The sequence below is a fragment of the Pokkaliibacter sp. CJK22405 genome, from assembly GCF_046614695.1.
GTDB lineage: Bacteria > Pseudomonadota > Gammaproteobacteria > Pseudomonadales > Balneatricaceae > Pokkaliibacter.
This window is the reverse complement of the sequence record NZ_JBKKHQ010000026.1, coordinates 43,027-64,847: the sequence shown is the minus strand read 5'-3', so window position 1 is coordinate 64,847 and position 21,821 is coordinate 43,027. Positions and strand designations below refer to the sequence as shown.

20 protein-coding genes are annotated in these 21,821 nt (G+C 57.3%); 12 read left to right on the top strand and 8 right to left on the bottom strand.

What is annotated here, in order from left to right; translation table 11 throughout:
* Positions 1-242 precede the first annotated feature (242 nt).
* Genes ACKC9G_RS16875 through ACKC9G_RS16855 form a run of 5 tightly spaced genes read left to right on the top strand, consistent with a single transcriptional unit; the run spans position 243 to position 6,203 of the window.
* A complete protein-coding gene (locus ACKC9G_RS16875) occupies positions 243-1,130 on the top strand; it encodes a Fe(3+) dicitrate ABC transporter substrate-binding protein (protein ID WP_411407556.1) in 888 nt (295 codons plus the stop codon).
* Positions 1,127-2,173 (top strand): iron chelate uptake ABC transporter family permease subunit, encoded by a 1,047-nt coding sequence (locus tag ACKC9G_RS16870; RefSeq protein WP_411407554.1) that lies wholly within the window; start codon positions 1,127-1,129, stop codon positions 2,171-2,173. The genes ACKC9G_RS16875 and ACKC9G_RS16870 overlap by 4 nt, the downstream gene beginning before the upstream one ends.
* The gene (locus ACKC9G_RS16865) at positions 2,170-3,159 is read left to right on the top strand and encodes an iron chelate uptake ABC transporter family permease subunit (RefSeq protein WP_411407552.1); all 990 of its coding nucleotides are present in this window, start codon (positions 2,170-2,172) and stop codon (positions 3,157-3,159) included. Before ACKC9G_RS16870 ends, ACKC9G_RS16865 begins: the two co-directional genes overlap by 4 nt.
* Positions 3,160-3,162: 3 nt before the next feature.
* Positions 3,163-4,029 (top strand): Fe(3+) dicitrate ABC transporter ATP-binding protein FecE, encoded by an 867-nt coding sequence (fecE, locus tag ACKC9G_RS16860; RefSeq protein ID WP_411407550.1) that lies wholly within the window; start codon positions 3,163-3,165, stop codon positions 4,027-4,029.
* Positions 4,030-4,049: 20 nt separating this feature from the next.
* Positions 4,050-6,203, top strand: a complete 2,154-nt coding sequence (locus ACKC9G_RS16855) for a TonB-dependent siderophore receptor (protein ID WP_411407548.1) — start codon at positions 4,050-4,052, stop codon at positions 6,201-6,203.
* 125 nt (positions 6,204-6,328) lie between these two features.
* On the opposite strand, the gene ACKC9G_RS16850 is transcribed toward ACKC9G_RS16855, so the two are convergent.
* The 5 genes from ACKC9G_RS16850 to ACKC9G_RS16830 form a co-directional block, all read right to left on the bottom strand.
* Entirely contained in the window at positions 6,329-7,087 is a 759-nt protein-coding gene (locus ACKC9G_RS16850; RefSeq protein ID WP_411407546.1) for an amino acid ABC transporter ATP-binding protein, read from the bottom strand.
* Positions 7,084-7,764: an amino acid ABC transporter permease gene (locus ACKC9G_RS16845; RefSeq protein ID WP_411407544.1), complete on the bottom strand. Its 681-nt coding sequence runs from the start codon at positions 7,762-7,764 to the stop codon at positions 7,084-7,086. Before ACKC9G_RS16845 ends, ACKC9G_RS16850 begins: the two co-directional genes overlap by 4 nt.
* A 105-nt stretch (positions 7,765-7,869) precedes the next feature.
* Positions 7,870-8,637, bottom strand: a complete 768-nt coding sequence (locus ACKC9G_RS16840) for an amino acid ABC transporter substrate-binding protein (RefSeq protein ID WP_411407542.1) — start codon at positions 8,635-8,637, stop codon at positions 7,870-7,872.
* A gap of 336 nt (positions 8,638-8,973) precedes the next feature.
* The gene (locus ACKC9G_RS16835) at positions 8,974-9,246 is read right to left on the bottom strand and encodes a hypothetical protein (protein WP_411407540.1); all 273 of its coding nucleotides are present in this window, start codon (positions 9,244-9,246) and stop codon (positions 8,974-8,976) included.
* 246 nt (positions 9,247-9,492) lie between these two features.
* Positions 9,493-10,938, bottom strand: a complete 1,446-nt coding sequence (locus tag ACKC9G_RS16830) for a PLP-dependent aminotransferase family protein (protein ID WP_411407538.1) — start codon at positions 10,936-10,938, stop codon at positions 9,493-9,495.
* Between the two features lie 166 nt (positions 10,939-11,104).
* On the opposite strand from ACKC9G_RS16830, the gene ACKC9G_RS16825 reads away from it, so the two are divergent.
* The 7 genes from ACKC9G_RS16825 to ACKC9G_RS16795 all read left to right on the top strand — a co-directional run bounded on the left by ACKC9G_RS16825 (position 11,105) and on the right by ACKC9G_RS16795 (position 19,342).
* Positions 11,105-11,752 carry a pyridoxamine 5'-phosphate oxidase family protein gene (locus ACKC9G_RS16825; protein WP_411407536.1) on the top strand — a complete coding sequence of 216 codons (648 nt, stop codon included), beginning with the start codon at positions 11,105-11,107 and terminating at the stop codon, positions 11,750-11,752.
* A gap of 245 nt (positions 11,753-11,997) precedes the next feature.
* Positions 11,998-12,912 carry a DMT family transporter gene (locus ACKC9G_RS16820; RefSeq protein ID WP_411407534.1) on the top strand — a complete coding sequence of 305 codons (915 nt, stop codon included), beginning with the start codon at positions 11,998-12,000 and terminating at the stop codon, positions 12,910-12,912.
* Positions 12,913-13,148: 236 nt separating this feature from the next.
* Positions 13,149-13,691, top strand: coding sequence for a hypothetical protein (locus ACKC9G_RS16815; RefSeq protein ID WP_411407532.1), 543 nt, complete (start codon positions 13,149-13,151; stop codon positions 13,689-13,691).
* A 15-nt stretch (positions 13,692-13,706) separates the two neighbouring features.
* Positions 13,707-15,251, top strand: coding sequence for a thaumatin family protein (locus tag ACKC9G_RS16810; protein WP_411407530.1), 1,545 nt, complete (start codon positions 13,707-13,709; stop codon positions 15,249-15,251).
* Positions 15,252-15,606: 355 nt separating this feature from the next.
* On the top strand, positions 15,607-16,992 hold the full coding sequence (locus ACKC9G_RS16805) for a hypothetical protein (RefSeq protein ID WP_411407528.1): 1,386 nt from the start codon (positions 15,607-15,609) through the stop codon (positions 16,990-16,992).
* Positions 16,993-17,228: 236 nt separating this feature from the next.
* Positions 17,229-17,897, top strand: coding sequence for a response regulator (locus tag ACKC9G_RS16800; protein ID WP_411407526.1), 669 nt, complete (start codon positions 17,229-17,231; stop codon positions 17,895-17,897).
* Positions 17,894-19,342: an ATP-binding protein gene (locus tag ACKC9G_RS16795; RefSeq protein ID WP_411407524.1), complete on the top strand. Its 1,449-nt coding sequence runs from the start codon at positions 17,894-17,896 to the stop codon at positions 19,340-19,342. The genes ACKC9G_RS16800 and ACKC9G_RS16795 overlap by 4 nt, the downstream gene beginning before the upstream one ends.
* A gap of 39 nt (positions 19,343-19,381) precedes the next feature.
* Here ACKC9G_RS16795 and ACKC9G_RS16790 read toward each other — a convergent pair whose 3' ends face one another.
* From ACKC9G_RS16790 to ACKC9G_RS16780, 3 genes are all read right to left on the bottom strand, one after another.
* The gene (locus tag ACKC9G_RS16790) at positions 19,382-19,513 is read right to left on the bottom strand and encodes a hypothetical protein (protein ID WP_411407521.1); all 132 of its coding nucleotides are present in this window, start codon (positions 19,511-19,513) and stop codon (positions 19,382-19,384) included.
* Positions 19,476-20,678: an MFS transporter gene (locus ACKC9G_RS16785; protein WP_411407519.1), complete on the bottom strand. Its 1,203-nt coding sequence runs from the start codon at positions 20,676-20,678 to the stop codon at positions 19,476-19,478. The genes ACKC9G_RS16790 and ACKC9G_RS16785 overlap by 38 nt, the downstream gene beginning before the upstream one ends.
* Positions 20,679-20,788: 110 nt before the next feature.
* Positions 20,789-21,820, bottom strand: a complete 1,032-nt coding sequence (locus ACKC9G_RS16780) for a hypothetical protein (RefSeq protein ID WP_411407517.1) — start codon at positions 21,818-21,820, stop codon at positions 20,789-20,791.
* Position 21,821 lies beyond the last annotated feature (1 nt).

The following is a 21,821-nucleotide window of genomic DNA, read 5'->3' as shown; positions in this document are numbered from 1 at the left end:
GCATGAAGCCCGTGAAACCACCACCTTCACGGGCTTTTTCTTTGCCGCGCCAGCAATTCTTCCTTCCCTCTCCTTTGTCAGCGTCGTGTCAAACTACCTTGTTAAGCTATTTGTTAATCTTTCTGATAATTGTTCTCATTTGCTGTTGGCTCGGGTAAGGTAACTGCCTTCTTTTTCTGGCTGACAGCGCTCATCGGAGTGAAATGAGCGGCTGAGACAGGGTTAACGTCAAGGGGCATCGGGTGCGCAGTTTTTGGATTCTTTGTTCAGTTCTATTGTGGTGCTGTATCGGTTCTGCGAAAGCGGTGACCGTGACCGATGCAGAAGGGACGTTCACGATGGATCACACCCCGACGCGCATTGTCGCGCTGGAGCTGTCCTTTGTGGATGATCTGGCGGCCATTGGCGTCAAGCCTGTGGGCGTCGCCGATGACAACGCCCCGGAACGTGTGTTGCCGGAAGTGCGCAGGATCGCAGGTCAGTGGGAGTCTGTGGGGTTACGCTCCCAGCCAAGCCTTGAACGTATTGCTGCTCTCAAGCCCGACCTCATCATCGCCGATGTCAGCCGTCACAGTGGCGTGGCAGCTCAGCTTAAAGCCATTGCGCCGACGCTGATGCTGGCTTCCCGCCGCGCGACTTACGCCGAAAATCTTCATGCCGCCGCACTGATCGGCGAGGTCGTGGGGCAATCCTCGGCGATGACCGAGCGCCTCACCGAGCACCGCCAGCGGATGGCTGACTTCGCCCGGCAACTCCCCGCCGGAAAGCAGATGCAGTTTCTGGTGGCCCGGCCTGACACCCTCTTTATTCATGCACCGGACTCGTTTGTCGCCGGTGTGCTGACCAGTCTTGGTCTTAGCGTACCGACCCTTACCCGCAGCGATGAGCTCGCCTCGCGCCAGATCAGTCTGGAGCAGTTGCTGGCGATTAATCCGCAGGCCTTGCTGATCGGCTCTTACGATCAGGGCAAGGTGCTGAACGCCTGGCAGAACAAGCCGCTCTGGCAGGTGTTGAATGCCGTGCGTGAAAAACAGGTGTACAGCGTGGATGCCAATATCTGGGTGCGCTGTCTGGGAATCCTCGCGGCGGAACACATGGGCCGTGATCTGGTGAGGTTGCTGGGCCAGTGAGTGAAGTTGTCTCCCAACAGGTCAGCGTCCAGCGCAGTGCTTCCGGTGTGCGAACAGGAACGGGCTTTGGCCTGTCGCTGATTCTGCTCTCCGTGGCAGTGCTGCTGGCCGCCTGGGTCGGTCTTTACAGCTATTCGCCGCTACCGATTTCTGCGTTGTCGAGCCTGCACGCGCTACTCGGTAACGCGCCTGACCAGGTGACGCAGTTGGTCATCTGGGAAAGCCGCTTGCCGCGCGTGTTGATTGCTGCGCTGGTGGGCGCCGCCTTGGCGAGTGCCGGTGCGTTAATGCAGGCGCTAACCCGCAACTCGCTCGCCTCTCCCGGTGTCTTTGGTGTGAATGCCGGTGCGGCTTTGGGCGTCGCGCTGCTCTCGACCTATCTGCCCTGGTTTGGCGTTATGGGCACCGGCGTTGCCGCGGTGCTGGGCGGCGGCGTCTGCTGGCTGATTGTGATGCTGTTGGGGGCACCCTGGCGGCCCGGCAATAACAAGGCCCGACTGGTGCTTGCCGGCGTCGCGGTGAGTGCGCTGTGCGCGGCCCTGACCCGTGCCTGCATTTTGCTCTCGGAAGATCAGGCCAGTGCTGTCCTGAGCTGGCTGGCCGGTTCTGTTGCCAGTGCCAGCTGGGAGAAATGGCAGTCGCTCTGGATCATCGTGCTGCCTGCGCTGGGGCTTAGTGCTTTGCTGGCGCCACGCCTGAATATTCTGAGTCTCGGTGATGAACAGGCCGCTTCCCTCGGTATTCGTCTGCATCGGCTGCGCCTGCTGATCAGTCTGCTGGTGCTGGTGCTGGTCGGCATCGCAGTGATGGTGGCGGGCTCGATCGCCTTTGTCGGTCTCATGGTGCCGCACATGGCGCGGCAAATCGCGGGGGTGGATTACCGCCGCGTGCTGCCGGTGAGCTGGCTGCTCGGCATGTTGCTGGTACTGCTGGCCGATGCCTTGTCCCGCGCGGTGGCTTATCCGACCGAAACCCCGGCCGGCGCCTTGTTGGCGCTGATTGGCGCTCCCTGCTTTATCTATCTGGTGCGGCGCCGGGCATGACTTCCTCAACGTTCAACCTGCAACCCCGTTTTCCGCGGGGACGTGTACTCGGTTTGCTGATGCTGCTGGCGCTGATTGGCGCCACCGCCCTGATGTTTGGCGCGGTGACGCTGCTGCCGTCGGATCTCTGGCAGCTCAGTCAGCAGGGATCAGCCAAAGCCTTCACCTTTTATGAACTGCGCTTGCCGCGCGTGCTGTTAGCCGTGCTGGTCGGCGCCATGCTCGCCACGGCAGGTACGCTGGTGCAGGCGGTGATTCGTAACCCGCTGGCGTCGCCGGATATTCTCGGTGTGAGTCACGGCGCAAGTCTGGCGGCGGTGGCCTGCATGGTGGTTTTCCCCGGTCTGGCGGTGAGCTGGTTACCGCTGGCTGCGTTAGCCGGTGGCGTCGCGGCGGCGCTGCTACTCATGCTGCTGACCTACAGCGAATTGCGGCCACTGCGACTGGCGATGACCGGCGTTGCCCTGGCGGCGTTTTATGCCAGTGCCACGGACTTTCTGATGCTGGTGCATCCGCTGGATCTGAATAATGCCCTGCTCTGGCTGACCGGCAGTTTGTGGGGCCGCAGCTGGCCGCAGGTCTGGGTGTTGTTGCCCTGGGCGCTGCTGCTGATTCCCGCATTGTTGCTGGCCAAGTTTCTGAATGTGCTGGTGCTCGGTGAGGAGGGCGCTCAGGCCCTTGGCGTGAGTGTTCGACGTATTCGCTGGTGGACGCTTGGCCTTGCGGTCGCGCTCAGTGCTGCCAGTGTCGCCGTCTGCGGGCCGCTTAGTTTTCTTGCGCTGGTGGCGCCCCATCTGGCGCGGCAATGGGTGGGTGGTCGCCATCAATGGCTGCTGCCGGTGGCGATGCTGACCGGCGCCTTGCTACTGCTGCTGGCCGATACGCTGTCCCGCGTGATCGCGCCGCCACTGGAGCTGCCTGCCGGTATTTTCACTGCCCTGATCGGGGCGCCGTATTTCCTCTGGTTGCTGCTGAAGGTGCGCTGAGAGATGACCTATTTATCCGAGGATGCGCTCTACTGCGACAGGTTAAGTCTGGGTTACGGCAAGGAAACCATTGTTCGTGACGTCAGCCTGAACCTGCCCCGTGGCCGCATTACCGCCTTATTGGGGCCGAACGGTTGTGGCAAGTCGACGCTGCTCAAGGCGCTGGCGGGTGTGCTGGCGCCGCTGGCCGGAGAGGTGCACTTTCAGCACAAGAGCCTGAAAGCCTGGTCGCCCAAACGGCTGGCCCAGCAACTGGCGCTACTGCCCCAGTCGCCGGTGGTGCCGGAAAGCATTCAGGTGGCGGAACTGGTGGCTTACGGTCGCAGTCCTTATACCCGCTTGTGGGGGCGGCTCTCTGCCGAGGATCACCGCGCCATTCATGCAGCGATGGACGCCTGCGGTGTCACGGCTCTGGCGCAGCGTGTGGTCAGTGAACTGTCCGGTGGCCAGCGTCAGCGTGTCTGGCTGGCGATGGTGCTGGCCCAGCAGACCGACTATCTGTTGCTGGATGAACCCACCACCTATCTGGATATGAGCCATCAGGTTGAACTGATGGACTTGCTTGGCCAGTTGCACCAGCAGGGAAAAACCGTCGTCACGGTACTGCATGATATCAATCAGGCCTGCCGCTACTGCGATCATCTGGTGGTGATGAAAGCCGGTCGCATCGTCACCGAAGGCGCGCCAGCCGAGGTCATGACCGAGCAGTTGCTCGCGGAGGTATTCGGGCTGGATGCGGAAATCCATCCTGACCCGGTCGCCGGAACCCCCATGTGCATTGTGCGCGGTTCGGCCTTTAACTCTCGTTCTTCCCAGTCCTCCAGTGCATCGCCTGCGGGCGCGGCACTGTCCCTTTCTTCCAGTTCCTAACGCCTTTCAGGTTGTTCGTTATGTTAAAAAAGCCGCTATTTCGTCCCGTTCCCTTGCTGTTATTCACCGCCTCATCGCCTCTGTGGGCAGCGCAGGCCAGCAGCACCGACAGCCTTGATCTTGGTCCGCTGGTGCTGGATACCCTGGTGATTCAGTCCGATGCGGTTTCTACGGCGGGCACCACCAAAAGTGCGGCAGGTGATGACAGCCAGAGCCTGACCGTCGAGCAGGTGGATAAAAAGGCCATCGAACAGCGTCAGGCACGAGATCTGGGTGACGCGCTGGAAACCGTCACGGGGCTTAGCAAGGTGGGCGGCACCAATTCGGATTATGTCTCCCGCGGCTTTAACCTGACCCGTGACAACATGAAGATGGATGGCATGAACGCCTGGGTACTGAAGGATGAGTCCATTCCGCTGGTGCTGGTCGATCATGTCGATGTGCTCAAAGGCACCGGCTCCATGTTCTACGGCAGCCAGGAAGCCGGTGGAGTGATCAACGTGGTCACCAAAAAGCCTGAGGCCGAGAGCTACCATGAAATTGATCTTCAGGGCGGTGGCTGGTTAAGCCCAAGTACCTCCAAAGGCTGGGGAGAGAAAGCGGCTTCCTTTGATTCCACGGGCAGCCTGAATGCCTCGTCCAGCCTTATGTATCGCGTGATTGGCGATTACACCGACAGTCAGGGGTTTCGTGATCACGAAAAGCGCAGCGGCTACTTCTTCGCACCGATGGTGACCTGGGCGCCGGATGACAAGCAGTCACTGACGGCGCAGCTGGAGCTGACCAAGTACCACTACAACGCGCCGACCGGGCTGGTGGCGCCGGGGTCGGACATCAAGCGGGTTGCCACCAGCACGACCAACTATCTTGGCCCGCAGAACCACGCGACCGATGAAGGTACCGCTTTCAGCCTGACCTACGAGCGCGAACTGGCCGCAGGCTGGCACAACACCACCAAGTGGCGCAGCGTCTGGCACAAGGATGCGCGGGAAAACTATGCGATCAGCAGCGTGACGGATACCGCCTCTCCGCAGGTGCGCCGTTACTACCGCAATCTCGCTAACCAGCAGACCAACCATTCCCTCGACTCCTACTTTACCGGCGAGGTGGATACGGGTTCGCTCAGGCATCGTCTGACTTTGGGTGGCACCTACGCCTCTACCGAGAATGACTTCAACCGCAAAGGCTGGGGCAGCGTCGACAGTGATCTGACCGTCGATGTGTATAACCCGGGCTTTAGCTACATCGACCCCAATAGCGTCAGCAATGGCGCCGGTTCCCATCGACTGTTCAGCTACGACACCTACAGCCTTTATGCGCAGGATGTGATCGGCGTGACTGACAAACTGGATATTCAGTTAGGCGGCCGCTATGACTGGCAGCACCGCGAGCTGGAGAGCAAAGCCTATGTTAACGCCAGCGGCCGTTCGGTCAGCGGCAGCTATGCCGAAGCCGATGAGAACTACTTCACGCCAACCCTGGGGGCGAGTTACCGCTTCAATACTGCCTGGCGCGCCCATGCCTCCTACTCTGAGTCCTATGAAACCAGCGCCGTCAGCACCGTCGATGCAGCGGGGAACCCCTTCGATCCGGAAACCGGTAAACAATACGAAACCGGACTCGACTGGACGCCAGCGGAAGACTGGAAAACCAGTCTGACCCTGTTCCAGATCACCAAGGAAAATGTGGTGGTCAGCAATGCCGCCGGGGATAACGAAGCCCTGGGCGAAGTGCGAAGCCGCGGTGCCGAGCTAAGCGTGGGCTGGCAGCCGAACCTCAAATGGCAGCTGCAGGCAGGCTATACCCTGCTGCACACCAAGGTGCTGGAAGGTGATGCGGACCCTGCGACCACCGAGAAGGGCAATGAGTTTATCAACGCGCCGCACCAGCAGCTCACCCTGCAGGCGAACTATCAGGCGACTGACAAGCTCAACCTCGGCGCCCTGTGGCTGGTACAAAGCCAGCGTTACGGCAGCACCGACAATGAACTGGTATTGCCCGGCTATGGCCGCATCGACCTCACCGCCAACTACCAGATCGACCCCAAAACCAGCGTCGCCGTCAGCGTGAAAAACCTGTTCGACAAGGGCTACTTCGCCTCCGCCGACAGCGAAACCGCCGTCTATGCCGGTGAACCCCGCTACGTGCAGGCACGGCTGAAGGTGGCGTTTTAAGAAGAGATGTGGCGCGGTTCAGACACGCCAGTGCCAATCATGAAATAAAACAAAAGGGATCCTCAGGATCCCTTTTGTTTATGGGTAAATTTTCGAGCCTCCCGAGGAGGCGGAGTGGATACGTTTTACTCGCCGACTGAATGCCCGCTCAGTGAGGAAATAAACTCCGCGGTGCGGGCGTGTTTTGGCTGGGTGAAGAAGCTTTTGCCGTTGCCGGATTCGACAATGCGGCCATCCTCCAGAAACACCACCTGCTCGGCGATGGTGGAGGCCAGACGCAGGTCGTGGGTCGCCATCACCATGGTGACGCCTTCGGCGGCCAGTTGTTTGAGCACCGCAACCACTTCAATCGCCAGTTCAGGGTCAAGGGCTGAGGTCGGCTCATCACAGAGCAGTACGCGCGGTGAGGGCGCCAGCGCACGGGCGATAGCCACACGCTGCTGCTGACCGCCGGAGAGGTTGGCCGGCCAGGCATCCGCCTTGTGCGCCATACCGACTTTTTCCAGCAGTTCCAGGGCGCGCTCGCGGGCACGAGCCTTGTCCCATTTGAGTACCGTGACCAGCCCTTCCATGACGTTGTCCTGCACCGAGAAGTGCGGAAACAGCTGAAAGTTCTGGAAGACCATGCCGGTCTGGCGGCGCAGTGCCTGAACCTGCTGGCGCTGTTTTTTCGGGTCCGCCGGAAAGCGCAGGCTGGCTTCACCAATTTTCAGTTCACCGGCCTGAGGCCACTCCAGCAAATTGATGCTGCGAAGCAGGGTGCTCTTGCCGCTGCCGGAAGGACCGATCAGGGCGGTGACGCTGCCTTCGGCGATGGTGAGGTCGACGCCTTTGAGGACGTGGCTTTCACCGAAATATTTGTCGATTGCTTTAAGCCCGATCATGCCTGACCTCCGACCGTCATCGCGTGTTTGCCGTAATGGCGCTCAAGGCGCTCCTGTCCCCAGGACAGTACGGTGCTGAAGGCGAGATAAATCAGCGCGGTTTCCGTATAGAGCACCAGCGGTTCATAGGTGGTGGAGGCGATGCGCTGGGCAGCCTGAAACAGCTCGGGCACGGTCAGTACGGCGGCCAGAGAGGTGTCTTTCACCAGGGCAATAAAGGTGTTGGAAAGCGGCGGTACGGCAATGCGGGTTGCCTGCGGCAGGATGATGCGACGCAGGGCCTGACTCCAGTTCATGCCGATGGAGAAGGACGCTTCCCACTGGCCTTTGGGTACTGACTGAATCACCGCGCGGATGATTTCAGAGGAGTAGGCGCCGATGTTCAGGGTGAAGCCGATCAGTGCCGCCGGGAAGGGGTCAAACACAATGCCGACCTTGGGCAGGCCGTAGAAAATCAGAAAGAGCTGCACCAAAAGCGGTGTGCCGCGGAACAGCCACACGTAAAACCGGGCAATCATTTGCACGGGTTTGGGGCTGTAAAGGCGGGTCAGGGCGGTCAGAAAACCCAGGCTCAGGCCAAAGGCGAACGACAGCAGCGTCAGGGGGATGGTGAACACCAGTCCGGCATAAAGCAGCGACGGAAAGGAGTCGATCATCAACTGTAACCAATCTGGCATGGTGCAGTCTCCGGAGCGGGATCAGCCGGTGTGGAGGCAGATCTGAAATGCAAAAAGTCCCTCACCGTGAGGCGAGGGACTTGAGAGGGTCGGGAATCCCAGAACTTACTGGGAAACGTCCTGACCGAAGTATTTCTTGGCGATGCTTAAGTAGGTACCGTCTGCTTTCATGTCAGCCAGCGCCTTGTTGATGGCTGCCAGCAGCTCAGGGTTTTCCTTGCGGATCAGGACACCGGCGTGATCGGCATCGGCCTGTTCGGCAACGACTTTTACAGGCGCATCAGGCTTGTGCTTTTTGAAGTCCAGGTAGGACAGGCTGTCGTTGATGGTGGCATCGGCACGGCCGGACAGCACCAATTCGATGGAGTCGTTAAAGCCCTGAACCGGAGCGATTTCTGCACCGTATTTCTCTGCCAGCTTGCCGAAGTTGCTGGTCAGGGTGTTGGCGGATTTTTTGCCTTTCAGGTCTTCAAAGGAGCTGATGTCGTCACTTTTGTTAGGCACGATCAGCACGGCTTTGGAGGTGATGTAGGGCTCGGAGAAGTCATACTTCGCTTTGCGTGCATCCGTGATGGACACTTCGTTGATCACCGCGTCATAACGGTTGACGTCCAGACCTGCGATCAGACCGTCCCACTTGCCTTCAACAAACTCAGGCTTAACACCCAGACGCTTGGCGATGGCTGCGCCGATTTCCACATCAAAGCCGGTCAGCTTGCCTTCTTTGTCATGGTAGGTGAAAGGCGCGTAGGTGCCTTCGGTACCAATCTTGAACACGCCGGAAGACTTGATCTGCTCCAGTGCATCAGCGGCGTGGGTCACGCTGCTCAACGCCATGGCACCTAACAGCAACAGGGAACGAATGGGTTTCATAGGTACTCCAGTAATGAGGGCTCGCAGTGTTCTGAGCGCGATAAAGGAAAAAACGTTTTCAGCCGGAGCAGGACAAAAAGCCGATAACCCAAGCTGAGATACCGCCCAGCTTAGCAGAAAGTCTCAAAGCAAATAAAAGAATAATAAATTAAGTGGTGTGTTTGTTTTGGTTATAAGTAAGGGGGTGGCTTATGCCCCAATGGGTGACGATTGAATGTCTCTTGTCCCGGTAAAACGTTGAAAAAACGAGGGGCAGCAAAGCGGGGAAAAGCGGGAAGGAGTCGAAGTCAGCCAATGATGAGGGCAGGATAAGTCAGTGGAAGATCGCGATCATGCTCAGTCGCGGTCGAACTTTTCCCAGGGGCGCAGGCTGAAGTTATGCAGTGGCCCAAGCAGCTGGCTGAAGAACCAGTGGCACCATTCGCCCGCAAAACCGGGTTCAGCCTTTACCAGACGGAAGTAACCGAGCACATGCCCGACCATCAGCCAGCTAATCAGCAATGCCAGCGGGTAACCGGGCAGTAAATGCAGATGCAGCAGGGTCTTGCCGAGGGAAAGGGTCAGGGCAATAAGCAGGGCGGTCAGGCTGAAAGCTGTCATCTGGGACATGGTGCGGTCTCATGGCAACGTGTAAGAAGCGTAGGTCAGATCTGCACCGGCTGTTAAGCGACTTTCGGATAGGTAGCACACCGTCGGCCGGGGGCACCGTGAAAGTCTGTCCCGCAGGAGTCAATTCAGCACTGAACAGAAAATGATCAGGCTGCGGATTATAGAAACTTGCCACCGGGTTACCAGCCCCCGAAACATTTCTGGCGTGATCTGCCCATCGGCTGGCGTGTCTGCAGCAGCTGCGCCCTAGAGCGAGGTCTTAAGCGCCGGTTCCAGTAATGGCCACAGTCGCTCCAGGCCTGCGGCCATCGTCTCTTCGCTGTAGCCGGCATAACCCAGCAATAGCCCGCGATCCGGTGCGTTCAGGCAATAGCTGCTCAAGGGGCGGATATTCATCCGATGCTGATTGGCCGACAGTGCCAGCGCCTGATCATCACCCTGAATCGGCAGGCACAGGTGCATCCCGGCCTGGGGACGCGGCGGCATGGCCGCACCCATACGGTCAGCCAGATGCTGCCAGAGAAAATCCCGTCGGCGCTGATAGCAGTGGCGCATTTTGCGAATATGCGAGGCCAGCAGACCTTCCTCGATAAAGGCCGCCGTTGCCGCCTGAGCATGGAGCGGCGGGTGATAGTCCACTAGCGCGCGGTAGCGGCAGAAGGGCGCCACCAGGGATTTGGGCAGCACCAGATAGCCCAACCGCAGCGCCGGAAACATCACCTTCGAAAGCGTGCCGACGTAGATCACATTCTGGCCGCCCTCAATGCCTTGCAGGGATGCCAGCGGGCGGCTGTCGTAGCGAAACTCCGAGTCGTAGTCATCTTCCAGCACCCAGCAGCCATGACGGCGGGCATAGTCGATCAGCTGCTGGCGACGGTTCAGGCTCAGGGTGACGCCGGTAGGGTACTGGTGCGATGGGGTGAGATAGATCAGCCCCGGCGGCGTGTCGCTTTCCTCAAGGCACAGGCCTTCGTTATCCAGCGTGCGCGGCACTAACGTCAGCTCCGCAGTGCGAAGTCCACCCAGGGCGCCGATATAGCCCGGATCCTCCATCCATACCGGATCTCCGGGGTTAAGACAGAGGCGGGCGACCAGCTCGATGCCCTGCTGGGCACCGGCGGTAATCAGAATCTGATCGGCTTCGCAGCGTACACCACGGCTGTCGCGCAGGTAGGTTGCCAGCGCTTCACGAAGAGGACGATAGCCCTGCGGATCCCCATACCCGGCCAACTGCGCGCCGCGTTGCCATTGGTAGTTCATCAGCCGTCGCCATTCGAGCCAGGGAAACAGGTCGAGGGCTGGCATGCCAACAGAAAACAGCGGGGCAATCACCCGGGCCGGATTGCCGCGATCGACCTGTGTTAAACGTTCGCCCCGTGCTGATAAACCGGGCGCCGCCTGACTCTGGCCGGGTTGGTTCGCCTGTTGTAATACCTGACTGGGCTGGGCCTGGACAAAGGTGCCGGCACCGGTTTTTCCACTGACAAAACCCTCGGCCAGTAACTGCTCAAAGGCTTGCAGGACGGTATTACGACTGACGCCCAGTGCTTTGGCCAGATCCCGAGAGCTGGGTAGCCGTGTGCCAGCCTGCAACACGCCGGTCAGAATCTGGTCGCGCAGTTGCTGATAGAGCTGGCGAAAACGCGGTTGGGTGCCATCCGCACTCAGGTGGATTTGGTTCAGGTCCAGCATGGAGGTACTCAAGGTGAAGTATCAATGGCTCTATCATATTTTTCAGAATGGCTCTTTGGTAGGGCCAATGTTTACCCGATGATGGCGCCATTCAACCGCCGCAGACCTGAGCACTCAGGTGGCGACGGGGCCTTGAGTGTAGTGGCTATCAACGGGAGTAAGCGCCATGTCAGAACGTACCCGAGTCCGTCGTGGCGCCAAGCGCGCGGTGGATGACCGAGAGCAGCTGGAAGCCATTATTGATGAGTGTCTGATCTGTCATGTGGCGGGCCAGACGGGCGATTGCACCACGGTGCTGCCGACGGCGCACTGGCGCATGGGTGAGTATGTCTATATTCACGGGCACAGCCGTAATGGCCTGATGCGCCAGCTGATGAATGGCCAGACCTGTTGCCTGAGCTTCACCCTGCTGGACGGTCTGGTAATGGCCAAATCCGCTTTTAATCACTCCATGAACTACCGTTCGGCGGTGCTTTTTGGGGTCATGGAAGAAGTCACCGGTGATCATAAAGAGGAGAGCCTGATTGCCTTTATCGATCACATCAGCCCCGGTCGCTCGACCCAAGCGCGCATGGCCAATGAGATTGAGCTGAAGGCGACGATGGTACTGCGGATCAAGATTGAGGAGTGGTCGTGCAAGGTACGCAATGCGCCCACGGGTGATGATGCCGAGGATCAGAACCTGCCGGTCTGGAGTGGGGTGATTCCCCTGCAGCTCAGCGCTCGTGAGCCCGTCGCGGATCGGCCTGATGGCGAGGCTCCGTCATTACCCCGATTCTGGCGCACGGAGCATCCTTATCCGTCCTCTGTGTAAGGTGGCTTTCTGCGCTGATCTCATTCACTGATGGTTTTGCCGTTTGGCAGTCCCCGCCCTGGCCCGGTGCTCGTCGGCATGCCGGGGCTTTTTATTGCAGCTGTTGCAGCCGATAGTCGGGTTGTTGCTCCGGCGCTTAACGCTGCGGCTATAGTGCCGTCGGGCCGTGCGGAGTATGCTCTGCGGGCTTATCCGTTCGGATAGCTTTTATTCTTTCTTATCGACTGATTCCAAGGACCGCCGGCATGTCAGCCCCATTGCCTGTATTACGCCAAGCGCCTGATGGCAAAGCTTTCGCGATCATGATCGTGCTTTGTACGATCTGGGCGTCCCAGACCATCGCTATCAAACTGGCGGCGGACGATATCGGTACGGTGGCGCAGGTGGGAGTGCGCTCGCTGGGCGCCACCCTGCTGCTGTGGGCTTATGCGCTCTGGCGCCGGGAGCGGCTTTTCGTGGCGGATGGCAGTCTGTGGCCTGGGCTGCTGGCAGGTTTCCTGTTTGCCATGGAGTTTGTCTGCGTGACCTTCGGCCTGACGCTGACTTCGGCGACTCATATCGCCGTGTTCCTTTACACCTCACCGCTCTGGACAGCACTGGGCCTGCATTTTCTGGTGCCGGGAGAGCAGCTGAGCAAGCGCCAGTGGCTGGGCATGTCTCTGGCCTTTATCGGCCTGATCCTTGCCCTTTCCGAAGGGCTAATCAACGCAGGACCGGTCGATGCCAAAGCCGTACTGGGAGATCTTATTGGCCTGGCTTCCGGGTTCTTCTGGGGGATTACTACGGTGGCCATACGCGCCACCTCCCTGTCAGAAGCCTCGCCGGTCAAGACGCTGATGTATGAGCTTGGCTTTACTGCCTGTCTGTTGATTCCGATGGCGGCGCTGATGGGCCAGTTCAGCGACTGGAATGTGACTTTTAGCTCAACCCTGAGCATGACGTATCAGACAATCATCCTCAGCACCCTCAGTTTTGTTGGCTGGTTGGCGCTGCTTCGTAAGTATCTGGCCAGCCGTCTGGCCGTGTTCTCCTTCATGACTCCCATCATTGCCGCCATCTTCGGCGCGACCATTCTGGGCGATCAGCTCTCCACCACCTTTATTGTCGGCGGCGTACTGGTGCTGGCCGGCATCATGGTCGTTACCCGCCGTACAGCCTGACTTCTGCCGCTCACTGGCGAACCTTTGTCCGCCCTGACGCCACATAGAAGGCAGAAGGGTGGCGCAAAAATGAGCAGATCGAGGAACCAGAAACTCTTACCTCCCACTTAAGAACAGAATCAATTCTAGGGGAGGTTAGATTGATGAATGTTGGATCTTCTACAGGTTTAGGCGGTAACACGGGCTTTTCATCTGGCGGTGACAGCTCGTTCGTATCCAAAGTGACTGATACTGCTATGTCCAACTTGGGTGGCTCCAAGGCGGTGGACTTCAGTGGTCCTAATGAGAAATCCAGTGTTGGCCAAAACTCCGGCACGGATAGCACTTCCGGCGATCAGATGTCCATGCAGGATCTGGTCAAGATGATCGTCGAAATGATGATGAAGATGGCTAAAGGCGAAGGCGCTGATGGCACTGGTCAGGGTAAGGATAGTGGTACCGGGACCGGTAAGTCGGATGGCATCGGCCAGAACAATGGTGACAACGCCAATGGCACTGGCATGAGCGAAGACATGCTCAAGAAGTTCATGGAAATGATCATGAAGATGTTCAAAGGCGAAGGCACTGATGGCACAGGTCAACAGGGTCAGAATACTGCTGGCGGACAAAATAACGGTGTTGACGGTGCCCAAAAATCCAGCGGTGGTGAAAAGGGTGGCGACAGCATGTCTATGAAAGAAATCATCTCTGCGGTGGTAGACGCTATGATGAGTGTCATGAAAGGTGGCACCGGCGGCGGCTCTACGGGTGGTGGTACTGGCGGTGGCCAGGTCGGCTAACGGGAGTAATGTGCGATGATGCCTTTAAGCAATAGTGTTACCACAACCACTACTACGACCACGACCGAAGGCGGCGGTTTTGGTGGTGGTCACGGTGGCGGTGTTCGTGGTGGCGAAGCGGCAGGTGGACGTTCCGGCGCAGTGGATTTCAGCGGCCCTAACGAGCGCAGCAGCAGCCAGTCCTCTTCGGGCAGCGATACCCTGGGTAGCAGTGATCAGATGTCCATGAAGGACATGCTGAAAATGATGCTGGAAATGATGATGAAGATGGCTAAAGGCGAAGGTGCCGATAGCTCTCAGAATGGTCAATCCAACGGCAGCGATGGTACCAAGGGCGTGGGTGGTGCTGACGGCACCAGCGGCAGCCAGGGTACCGGCAACATGTCCATGAAAGACATGCTGAAAATGCTGCTGGAAATGATGATGAAGATGGCCAAGGGTGAAGGCACCGGTGATGCTACTCAGGGTAGCAATACCGGCGGCAATACTCAGGGCTCTAACAATGGCAACGGTGTGGGTGGCGGCGACGGCACTCAGAGCACCGACGGTATGTCCATGAAAGACATGCTGAAAATGCTGTTGGAAATGATGATGAAGATGGCCAAGGGCGAAGGCACTGGCGATTCCACTCAAGGTAAAGGCGGTGATGGCACAGGCAGCACCGGCGGTACCGACAGCAGTGGTGGTGGCGGCATGAATGACATGCTGAAGCAGTTCATGGAAATGCTGATGAACATGTTCAAAGGCAACTCCCCTGACAGCTCCACCTCAAGCGGTTCCTCTGATCCCTTCAGCCAGAAAAGCACTGCCGGCGGCGGTGGTGGCGGTGGCGGTCAGGGAGTAGGCGGTGGTCAAGGTGGCGGCGGTGGCGAGGGCGGTGGTGTCGACACCAGCGGTCTGCAGCAGAAAGCCGTTGCTCAGCCGACTGGCGATGCAGCCCCTGTGGGTGATGCCGCTCCTGCCGGTGATACCCAAGGCGTAGCCAACACTGATGGCGCCAATGCGGTCGGTCAGGCGGGCTCTCTGCCAGAAGGCACTCAGGGCTTTAACATGACCAACGACACGGGCAAGGACATCACTGTCAAGTTCACGCCTAACGCCGGTTGTGCCGAGATTCCTGACGTCACCCTGAAAGCGGGCGAGACCAAAGGTATCGAAGTGCCTGAAGGTTGGGGTGGTAACGTTCGTAAGGTCTCTAACGACCAGGACATCGCTACTCTGGGCGAGTTCAAGCTGAACAACGCTGACGGTAACAACTACTACGACGTTTCCGCCATCGAAGGCTTCAACGGCGGTATGACTATTACACCTAACGGTGGTGGTAAAACTTCCGGTATGACTGAAGACCTGACCAAAGGTGCACCTGATGATGCACTGGCGAAGGATGCGAGCGGTAACGTCATCGGTCTGAAAAAGACCACCGTTGCAGAGCAGAACAATCCTGCGGTATCGGATTACCTGCACAGCAAGCTGGATCCGGATCAGGCGTACGTTGTGCCTAAGGATGACCTTAGCACTCTGGGTACGACTTCCAACCAGTTCAACATTACCTTCCACTAATCTCCCGCGAGGGACGTTATCCGGATCAAAAAGGCAGGGCTTCGGCTCTGCCTTTTTTGTTTTAGCGTGCTCGCACTTTCGCACTTTCGCACTTTCGCACTTCTGTCTGGCTAAAGTGATTTGATGGTAGTAGCACGTCAAAGCCTGCAGAATCGCCGCAATTTCCCTGCACATTCCTGCCTCCTTGCGGTGCAAAGGGGGAACTCAGCCCCTGAATTGCCCACTCATTTGATTCATGCCAGGTAGTCTTTTTGGTGCAGATCGGTGAGAGCGGTCTCGGATCTGTCCTGTGGGGGCTGCCTATCCACCCATTGGCGTGTGAACTGCTTTCATCAAGGCTTGGGAGGCTGCGACGATGATGCCACTAAATTCGGTCACTACGACCACAACAACGACAACGACCACCACGGAAGGTGGATGTCACGGTCAGCATGCAGGCGGCATGCGTGGCGGTGAGTCCACAGGCAGAGGTGGCCAGGTTGACTTCAGCGGTCCTAATGAGCGCAGTCAATCGACTTCAGGTAGTGATTCCCTTTCCAGCAGCGACAAGATGTCCATGAAGGACATGCTGAAAATGATGCTGGAAATGATGATGAAGATGGCCAAGGGCGAAGGCGCTTCTGGCTCTCAGAATGGTCAGGGCGGCGGCACTGACGGTACCAAAGGAACTGACGGTGCAGGCGGCACTGGTGGTAGCGAAGGTACCGGCAACATGTCCATGAAAGACATGCTGAAACTGCTGATCGAAATGATGATGAAGATGGCCAAGGGCGAAGGCGCAAGCGACTCGACTCAGGGCAATAAAGGCGGCGATGGTGTCGGTGGCGGTACTGGCGGCGGCCAGAGCACCGAAGGTATGTCCATGAAGGACATGCTGAAAATGCTGCTGGAAATGATGATGAAGATGGCTAAAGGCGATGGCGCTGATAGCTCTCAGGGTAAAGGTAACGGCGGTGGTACTGGTGGCGGCCAGGGCACTGAAGGCGGCAGCATGAACGACATGCTGAAGCAGTTCATGGAAATGCTGATGAACATGTTCAAAGGCAACTCTCCTGACAGCTCCACCTCCGGCGGTTCCTCTGATCCCTTTAGCCAGAAAAGCACTGCTGGTGGCGGTCAGGGAGTAGGCGGTGGTCAAGGTGGCGGCGGTGGCGGCCAGGGCGGTGGTGGTATCGACACCAGCGGTCTGCAGCAGAAAGCCGTGGCTCAGCCGACTGGCGACTCTGCTCCTGTGGGTGACTCCGCTCCTGCAGGCAATACTGAAACAGCGGGCACCGAAAGCACTGGCGGTACGGATAGCACCGGCGCCGTGGGCGGTTGCCCGGCGGGTATGCCTGAAAAACTGTGGAATGACTGTGTCAGCGCCGGTGAAAAGCATGACATTGACCCCTACATTCTGGCAGCTCAGGCCAAGCGTGAGACTCAATGGGGTGCGGACCAGGGCACCAATGGTGATGGTGTGATGCAGGTTGAGGGCACGACGCGCGAGGCATACTCTGACAAGTTCGCCCAGCAGGCAGGCCACAGCTATGACCACAGCAGCCAGTCTGATCAGGTGGAAATGGCCGCCGTGATCCTCGCCGACAAAGGCGGTGACATGACCAACAAACTGCAGAAGTACAACGGCGGTGATAACTGGACGCCAGGCGCTCAAGACTCCTATAAACGTACTACTGATCCTATTGACTACGCAGCTGACGTGCAGCAAGACGCTAAAGAAATGCGAGCTGCAGCAGCATAAGTTGTTAGTGAGCTAATCAGCGGCTTTGTCTGATAAAAAACCACGCCCTCAGCGATGTCGGCGTGGTTTTTTTTATGGGTGCAGGATTATCGGCGTTGATTGACAGTATCCGCTGATCCTTCCCTTCTGCTTGCCCCCGCTGTTCAGGTAGTCTTAAGTTTTAATCACTATGCTCCCGCGATGCTGACCAGTCCGCTGGTCGTGACGCTTGATGTGGCAGAGGATAACGAAAGACGATGCGAATTCTGCTGGTGGAAGATGATCAGGCCCTCGCTGAAGCCCTTGTTCGCGGCCTGCAGCGCGGCGGTGATGTGGTGGATTGGGTCAGCCGTGGCAAAGAGGCCCTGCTGGCACTGCAAACGCCACAGGAGTATTTCGACCTGATGATTCTGGACCTTGGCTTGCCGGACGGGGATGGGCTGGATGTGCTGCGCCAGGTGCGCAAAACCGGCAATGCCATGCCGACCCTGATTCTGACGGCACGTGATTCGCTGGATGATCGCGTTAGCGGTCTGGATGCCGGTGCCGATGACTATCTGGTCAAACCCTTTGAGCTGGCGGAATTGCAGGCACGTCTGCGGGCGCTGACTCGTCGTCAACAGGGTCGAAGTTCCGAGGAGTGGCGTATTGGTGCGTTGCGCCTTGACCCTTCCCAGTGCCGGGCCTGGTGGCAGGACAGTGAAATTGATATGAACCGCCGCGAGTTTATGCTGCTGAAAGCCTTGGCAGAGCGCCATACCCAGGTGGTCACCCGCAGCCGCCTCGAAGAGCAGCTCTACGGCTGGGGCGAAGAAGTCGAAAGCAATTCACTGGAAGTTCACGTGCATCATTTGCGTAAAAAGCTGGGTAAAGAAGCCATCCGTACGATTCGCGGTGTGGGCTACCGTCTGGAGATTGCCGGTTGAGTCTGCGCCGCCTGCTGCTGATTGTCGTACTGGGTCTGGTCGCGGTGGGCCAGATCGTCAGCTTCCTGTGGATTCTTGAACAGGGCGAGTACGAACTCGAGGAAGTGCTGGATAACGATCTGCTCTCGCAGGCGGGCTGGACCAGCCTCTGGCTGAAAAACCTTCCCGTGGAAGACACGGAAAAAATCGCCAAGGAACTTACGGAACACCCGCTGGATGCCATGCCGATCAAGCTTAGCAAGCATGAGCGTCATCATTTAACCAATTCCCGATTACAGCTCTGGGACCCGAAAACCAACCATTGGTGGCCCGAGCAACTGCCGCAAAAACCCATTCTTGAGCCTGGCTTTGGCCGCCTTGATTACAACGAAGTGCACTGGCGGACGTTTGATCTGGTGCTTGAAGGTGTGCCTCTGCGGGCGCGTCTCTGGCAGGCACTGGATGTGCGGGATGTCGCCATAGAAGAAACCCTGGAGGCCATGCTGCTACCCAATCTGGCGGTGCTGCTCGTGCTGCTACTGGTGTTGGGTTATGTGATTCATCGTGGCCTCAAGCCGCTGGGAACACTGTCGCAGCGGCTGCAACTGCGCACTGCCAGTGACCTTTCCCTGTTGCCGGAGGTTTCCTCCCGCGCGGAGCTGAAGCAGCTCACCCAAAGCCTGAACGGCTGGATTGGTCGTCTGGATGAAACCCTGCAGCGTGAACGCGGATTTGCCGCCGATGTGGCTCATGAGCTGCGCTCGCCACTGGCTGCTCTGATGCTGCAACTGAGCGAAATTGAGCATCAAACGGCGGAAGTGCAGCAGGCGCGAGCCAGTGTCAGCCGTTTGGCGCGAGTGGTGGATCAGCTGTTGAGTCTGGCGCGGCTGGAAAACCGGCTGGCGACGCTGGATCTGCAACCGGTCGACTTACAACCCATGCTGGAAGAGCTGCTGGGCGAACTGTTTGATAGCCCGCTGGCGAACGGTAAGGATGTCAGCCTGATTGGCGAAGCGCCTGCAGTGATGAGCGAGCCGATTCTGGTGCGCGTACTGCTGCGCAACCTGCTGGAAAACGCCCTCAAATACAGTGGCGAGGGCGGTCAGGTAGAAGTGGAATTGCTCAGTGATGAAACCGAAGTGACGATGCCTAATGAGGCCGTCGATGTTGAGGATGACATCGTGCTGGCGCGCCGGGTGATTTGCCGCGTGAGGGATAACGGCCCTGGCATTTCAGCGGAGCGCCGCTCTGAAGTGATGAAGCGCTTTGTCCGTTTGGATACCGGGCGGGAAGGCGCCGGGCTTGGGCTGGCCATTGTTTCGCGCATTGCCACGGCGCTGGATATTCGCTGGCAACTGCAGGACAGGGATGACCAGCAGCCCGGTCTGCAGGTGGAACTTTGCTGGCAGCCAACGGGTGTAGTGAAAGAGTCGAAAGTGTCGGGCGAGTCCAGTGCTCACGTATAGGTGAGCACATCGTTCAGTCGCTTAGTGCATACGCTTGAGTTATTCGACTTCCGGTAGCGTCAGGCTCAGCAGAACACCGCCAAAACTGGTCAGGGATAACACACCCAGAATGCCAGCTGCGCCGATGTAAGGCTCAAGCAGACCGACGGCACCGCTGATCAGCAGTAACACGCCAATCACCGTATTGCTTACCGCCACATAATCCGTGCGCTGATTGCCGCTGGCCATATCGACCATATAGGTTTTGCGACCGACACGAATGCCCGCATGGGCGATCGACACCACCACAAAAGCGATACAGGCGGGCCACAGGGATTGCTGCTCCAGCCAACCGCTGACGGACGCGCAACCCTAAGGCTCCGGCCAGCAAGCCCGCCAGAATCATCACGCGGCGGCTGGAACGGTCGGCCATTTTTCCCCAGATCGAACTGCTGATCGCGCTGGCAAAACCACTACCCAGCACCAGCACACCGAGCACCTGTGCATCCGACAGGCTGCTTTGCCCCTGTTGCGCCAACAGCACGTAATAGGGGCCAGCCAGCGCAGAGGAAATAAAGAGCGCACGGGAGAGGACATAGCGCAGGAAAATGCCGTCCTGAGTGAGTAATTTCAGGCGACCAAGCAATGCCTTAACGGAGTTGCCATCGTTTTCCGTATCGCTGGCGGGCTCTTCAATGTGGGAGAAGAGCAGGGCGGAGAGTAGCCAGACACCACCGGCGGCGAGTAGCAACGAGAGATACACTGCCGGGCCTTTTTGGTCCTGCCAGAACAACAGTGCGCCGCCGACCAGCAGCGTGATCACGCCTGCGCTGCTGGAGGCCAGACCGTTGAGGCGGCCGCGGCGGGACTTGGGTATCACTTTGCCCATGACATCCTTCGAGGATACCGAGCAGAAAGAGCGCCCAAGACTAAAAACGGCCAGCAGCAGAACCACCGCAAGTGCGCCAGGATTGCCGTGTAACAGGACGGCGCACAGTGCCATGCCAATCAATGCGCCGGATTGCATCCACGCGCCCAGTAGCCAGACACGTTTGCGATACGCCTGCTTGCGCATCCAGCCTGCGACAAGTAGCTGAGGAACCAGCGACAGCGATTCCCTCACAGGCACCAGTAAACCGACCCAGCCGTTGGCCGCCCCAAGATAGGTAATTAACCAGGGCAGTACCGTCTTGGCATTCGCCAGCTCATCCCCCAGCTTGGTAAAGCTCTGTGAGATCAGCAAGCGAAAGAAATTGGCGGGCGCACGTTGCTCGGATTCTGCAGAAATCTCACGACCAGCATCCTGCTCCTCACCGGCAAACAAACGCTGATACAGCTTTTCACTCAGGCGCGACATGGGCATTCCTTTGCTAAGGCAGACAAGAACGGGGAGAGGCCTTAATGCTGGGGCTCGGTGAGCCAGGAATCAAGAGAGAAGCGATATCCGGGGTTATCGCTTAAGAGAAATTATTTAAATGACCAGCCTACAGGGAAATAATTAATATCTTCTATTGTTTGCAACTTGCTGCTTCTTTCCAGTTGCTTCTGCTCTACCCATTTAGCGTGGTCAATTGCTCTTCGCCGAATTTTTTCAATATCTACACCTTTGAATTTTTCGGGGTTTTTATTAGCAATATCATCCGCTAAGCCTAAGGGGTTATTTTTCATTGTGTATTCCTTAGCGTACAAGTGTTCATATTGCTTTAGGACGTCTCCATTGGTGTCTTTCTCTAAGAAAAAAAGATAGTCGCCCAGATTGCCTCCACCATTTTTCTCAGCCAATTGATAGAGATCAAAGATTTTTTGCTTGTTTTTGTTTTCATCAATGCTTTTTAGTACAAAAGCATCTTTTATAAGGGCAGAAGGGTTGCCCTTATCAACATAAGGCTGCAACATCTTTTTTGCTTGCGCTATCGTTTCTTGATCTCCATCAGCTATTTTATCTTTTACTGCTAGAAACCACATAGATAATGCTTGGAAGTTTCCCATTTCAATAGATTTAAATAGAAGCTCTCTTTTCTTATCTGCTGCATAAAAGGGAATATAAGAAAATAAATCATTAGTCGTTACGGAGTAATAGTACATCGCTTGTGGATCATTATCTTTAAATGCGAGTTTTTTCCACTGAGCTCGAGCCTTGTCTCTCCATTCGCTCCTATCCTCATCACAATTTCCCCAGTATTGACATAAAATATCGCTACCAAGGCTCCACATCGCATAGGGGTTTCCTGCTTCTGCTGAGTCTTTAATATATTCTAAAGATGTGCGCGCATCCGACATCACCTGATTCTCTTTAAGTAGGTAGGCTACCCCATTAAGATAATCCGTTAGTGGACCGTGAATACTGTTTTCTTTAGTTAATTGAATGACTTTCTCAAGGTCATTTCTTACATAGGCATCGATAATTTTATTTTTTATGGATGGGTTGTTAGGGGTGGCATAGGAATAATTACTTAGTATCAATATAATAAAAACGGTAATTTTATATTTTTTAATCATG

Coding starts and splice junctions, on each gene's coding strand:
- ACKC9G_RS16865 (WP_411407552.1), top strand. CDS start 2,170: ATGACTTCCTCAACGTTCAACCTGCAACCCCGTTTTCCGCGGGGACGT.
- fecE (WP_411407550.1), top strand. CDS start 3,163: ATGACCTATTTATCCGAGGATGCGCTCTACTGCGACAGGTTAAGTCTG.
- ACKC9G_RS16855 (WP_411407548.1), top strand. CDS start 4,050: ATGTTAAAAAAGCCGCTATTTCGTCCCGTTCCCTTGCTGTTATTCACC.
- ACKC9G_RS16850 (WP_411407546.1), bottom strand. CDS start 7,087: ATGATCGGGCTTAAAGCAATCGACAAATATTTCGGTGAAAGCCACGTC.
- ACKC9G_RS16845 (WP_411407544.1), bottom strand. CDS start 7,764: ATGCCAGATTGGTTACAGTTGATGATCGACTCCTTTCCGTCGCTGCTT.
- ACKC9G_RS16840 (WP_411407542.1), bottom strand. CDS start 8,637: ATGAAACCCATTCGTTCCCTGTTGCTGTTAGGTGCCATGGCGTTGAGC.
- ACKC9G_RS16835 (WP_411407540.1), bottom strand. CDS start 9,246: ATGTCCCAGATGACAGCTTTCAGCCTGACCGCCCTGCTTATTGCCCTG.
- ACKC9G_RS16830 (WP_411407538.1), bottom strand. CDS start 10,938: ATGCTGGACCTGAACCAAATCCACCTGAGTGCGGATGGCACCCAACCG.
- ACKC9G_RS16825 (WP_411407536.1), top strand. CDS start 11,105: ATGTCAGAACGTACCCGAGTCCGTCGTGGCGCCAAGCGCGCGGTGGAT.
- ACKC9G_RS16820 (WP_411407534.1), top strand. CDS start 11,998: ATGTCAGCCCCATTGCCTGTATTACGCCAAGCGCCTGATGGCAAAGCT.
- ACKC9G_RS16815 (WP_411407532.1), top strand. CDS start 13,149: ATGTCCAACTTGGGTGGCTCCAAGGCGGTGGACTTCAGTGGTCCTAAT.
- ACKC9G_RS16810 (WP_411407530.1), top strand. CDS start 13,707: ATGATGCCTTTAAGCAATAGTGTTACCACAACCACTACTACGACCACG.
- ACKC9G_RS16805 (WP_411407528.1), top strand. CDS start 15,607: ATGATGCCACTAAATTCGGTCACTACGACCACAACAACGACAACGACC.
- ACKC9G_RS16800 (WP_411407526.1), top strand. CDS start 17,229: ATGCGAATTCTGCTGGTGGAAGATGATCAGGCCCTCGCTGAAGCCCTT.
- ACKC9G_RS16785 (WP_411407519.1), bottom strand. CDS start 20,678: ATGTCGCGCCTGAGTGAAAAGCTGTATCAGCGTTTGTTTGCCGGTGAG.
- ACKC9G_RS16780 (WP_411407517.1), bottom strand. CDS start 21,820: ATGATTAAAAAATATAAAATTACCGTTTTTATTATATTGATACTAAGT.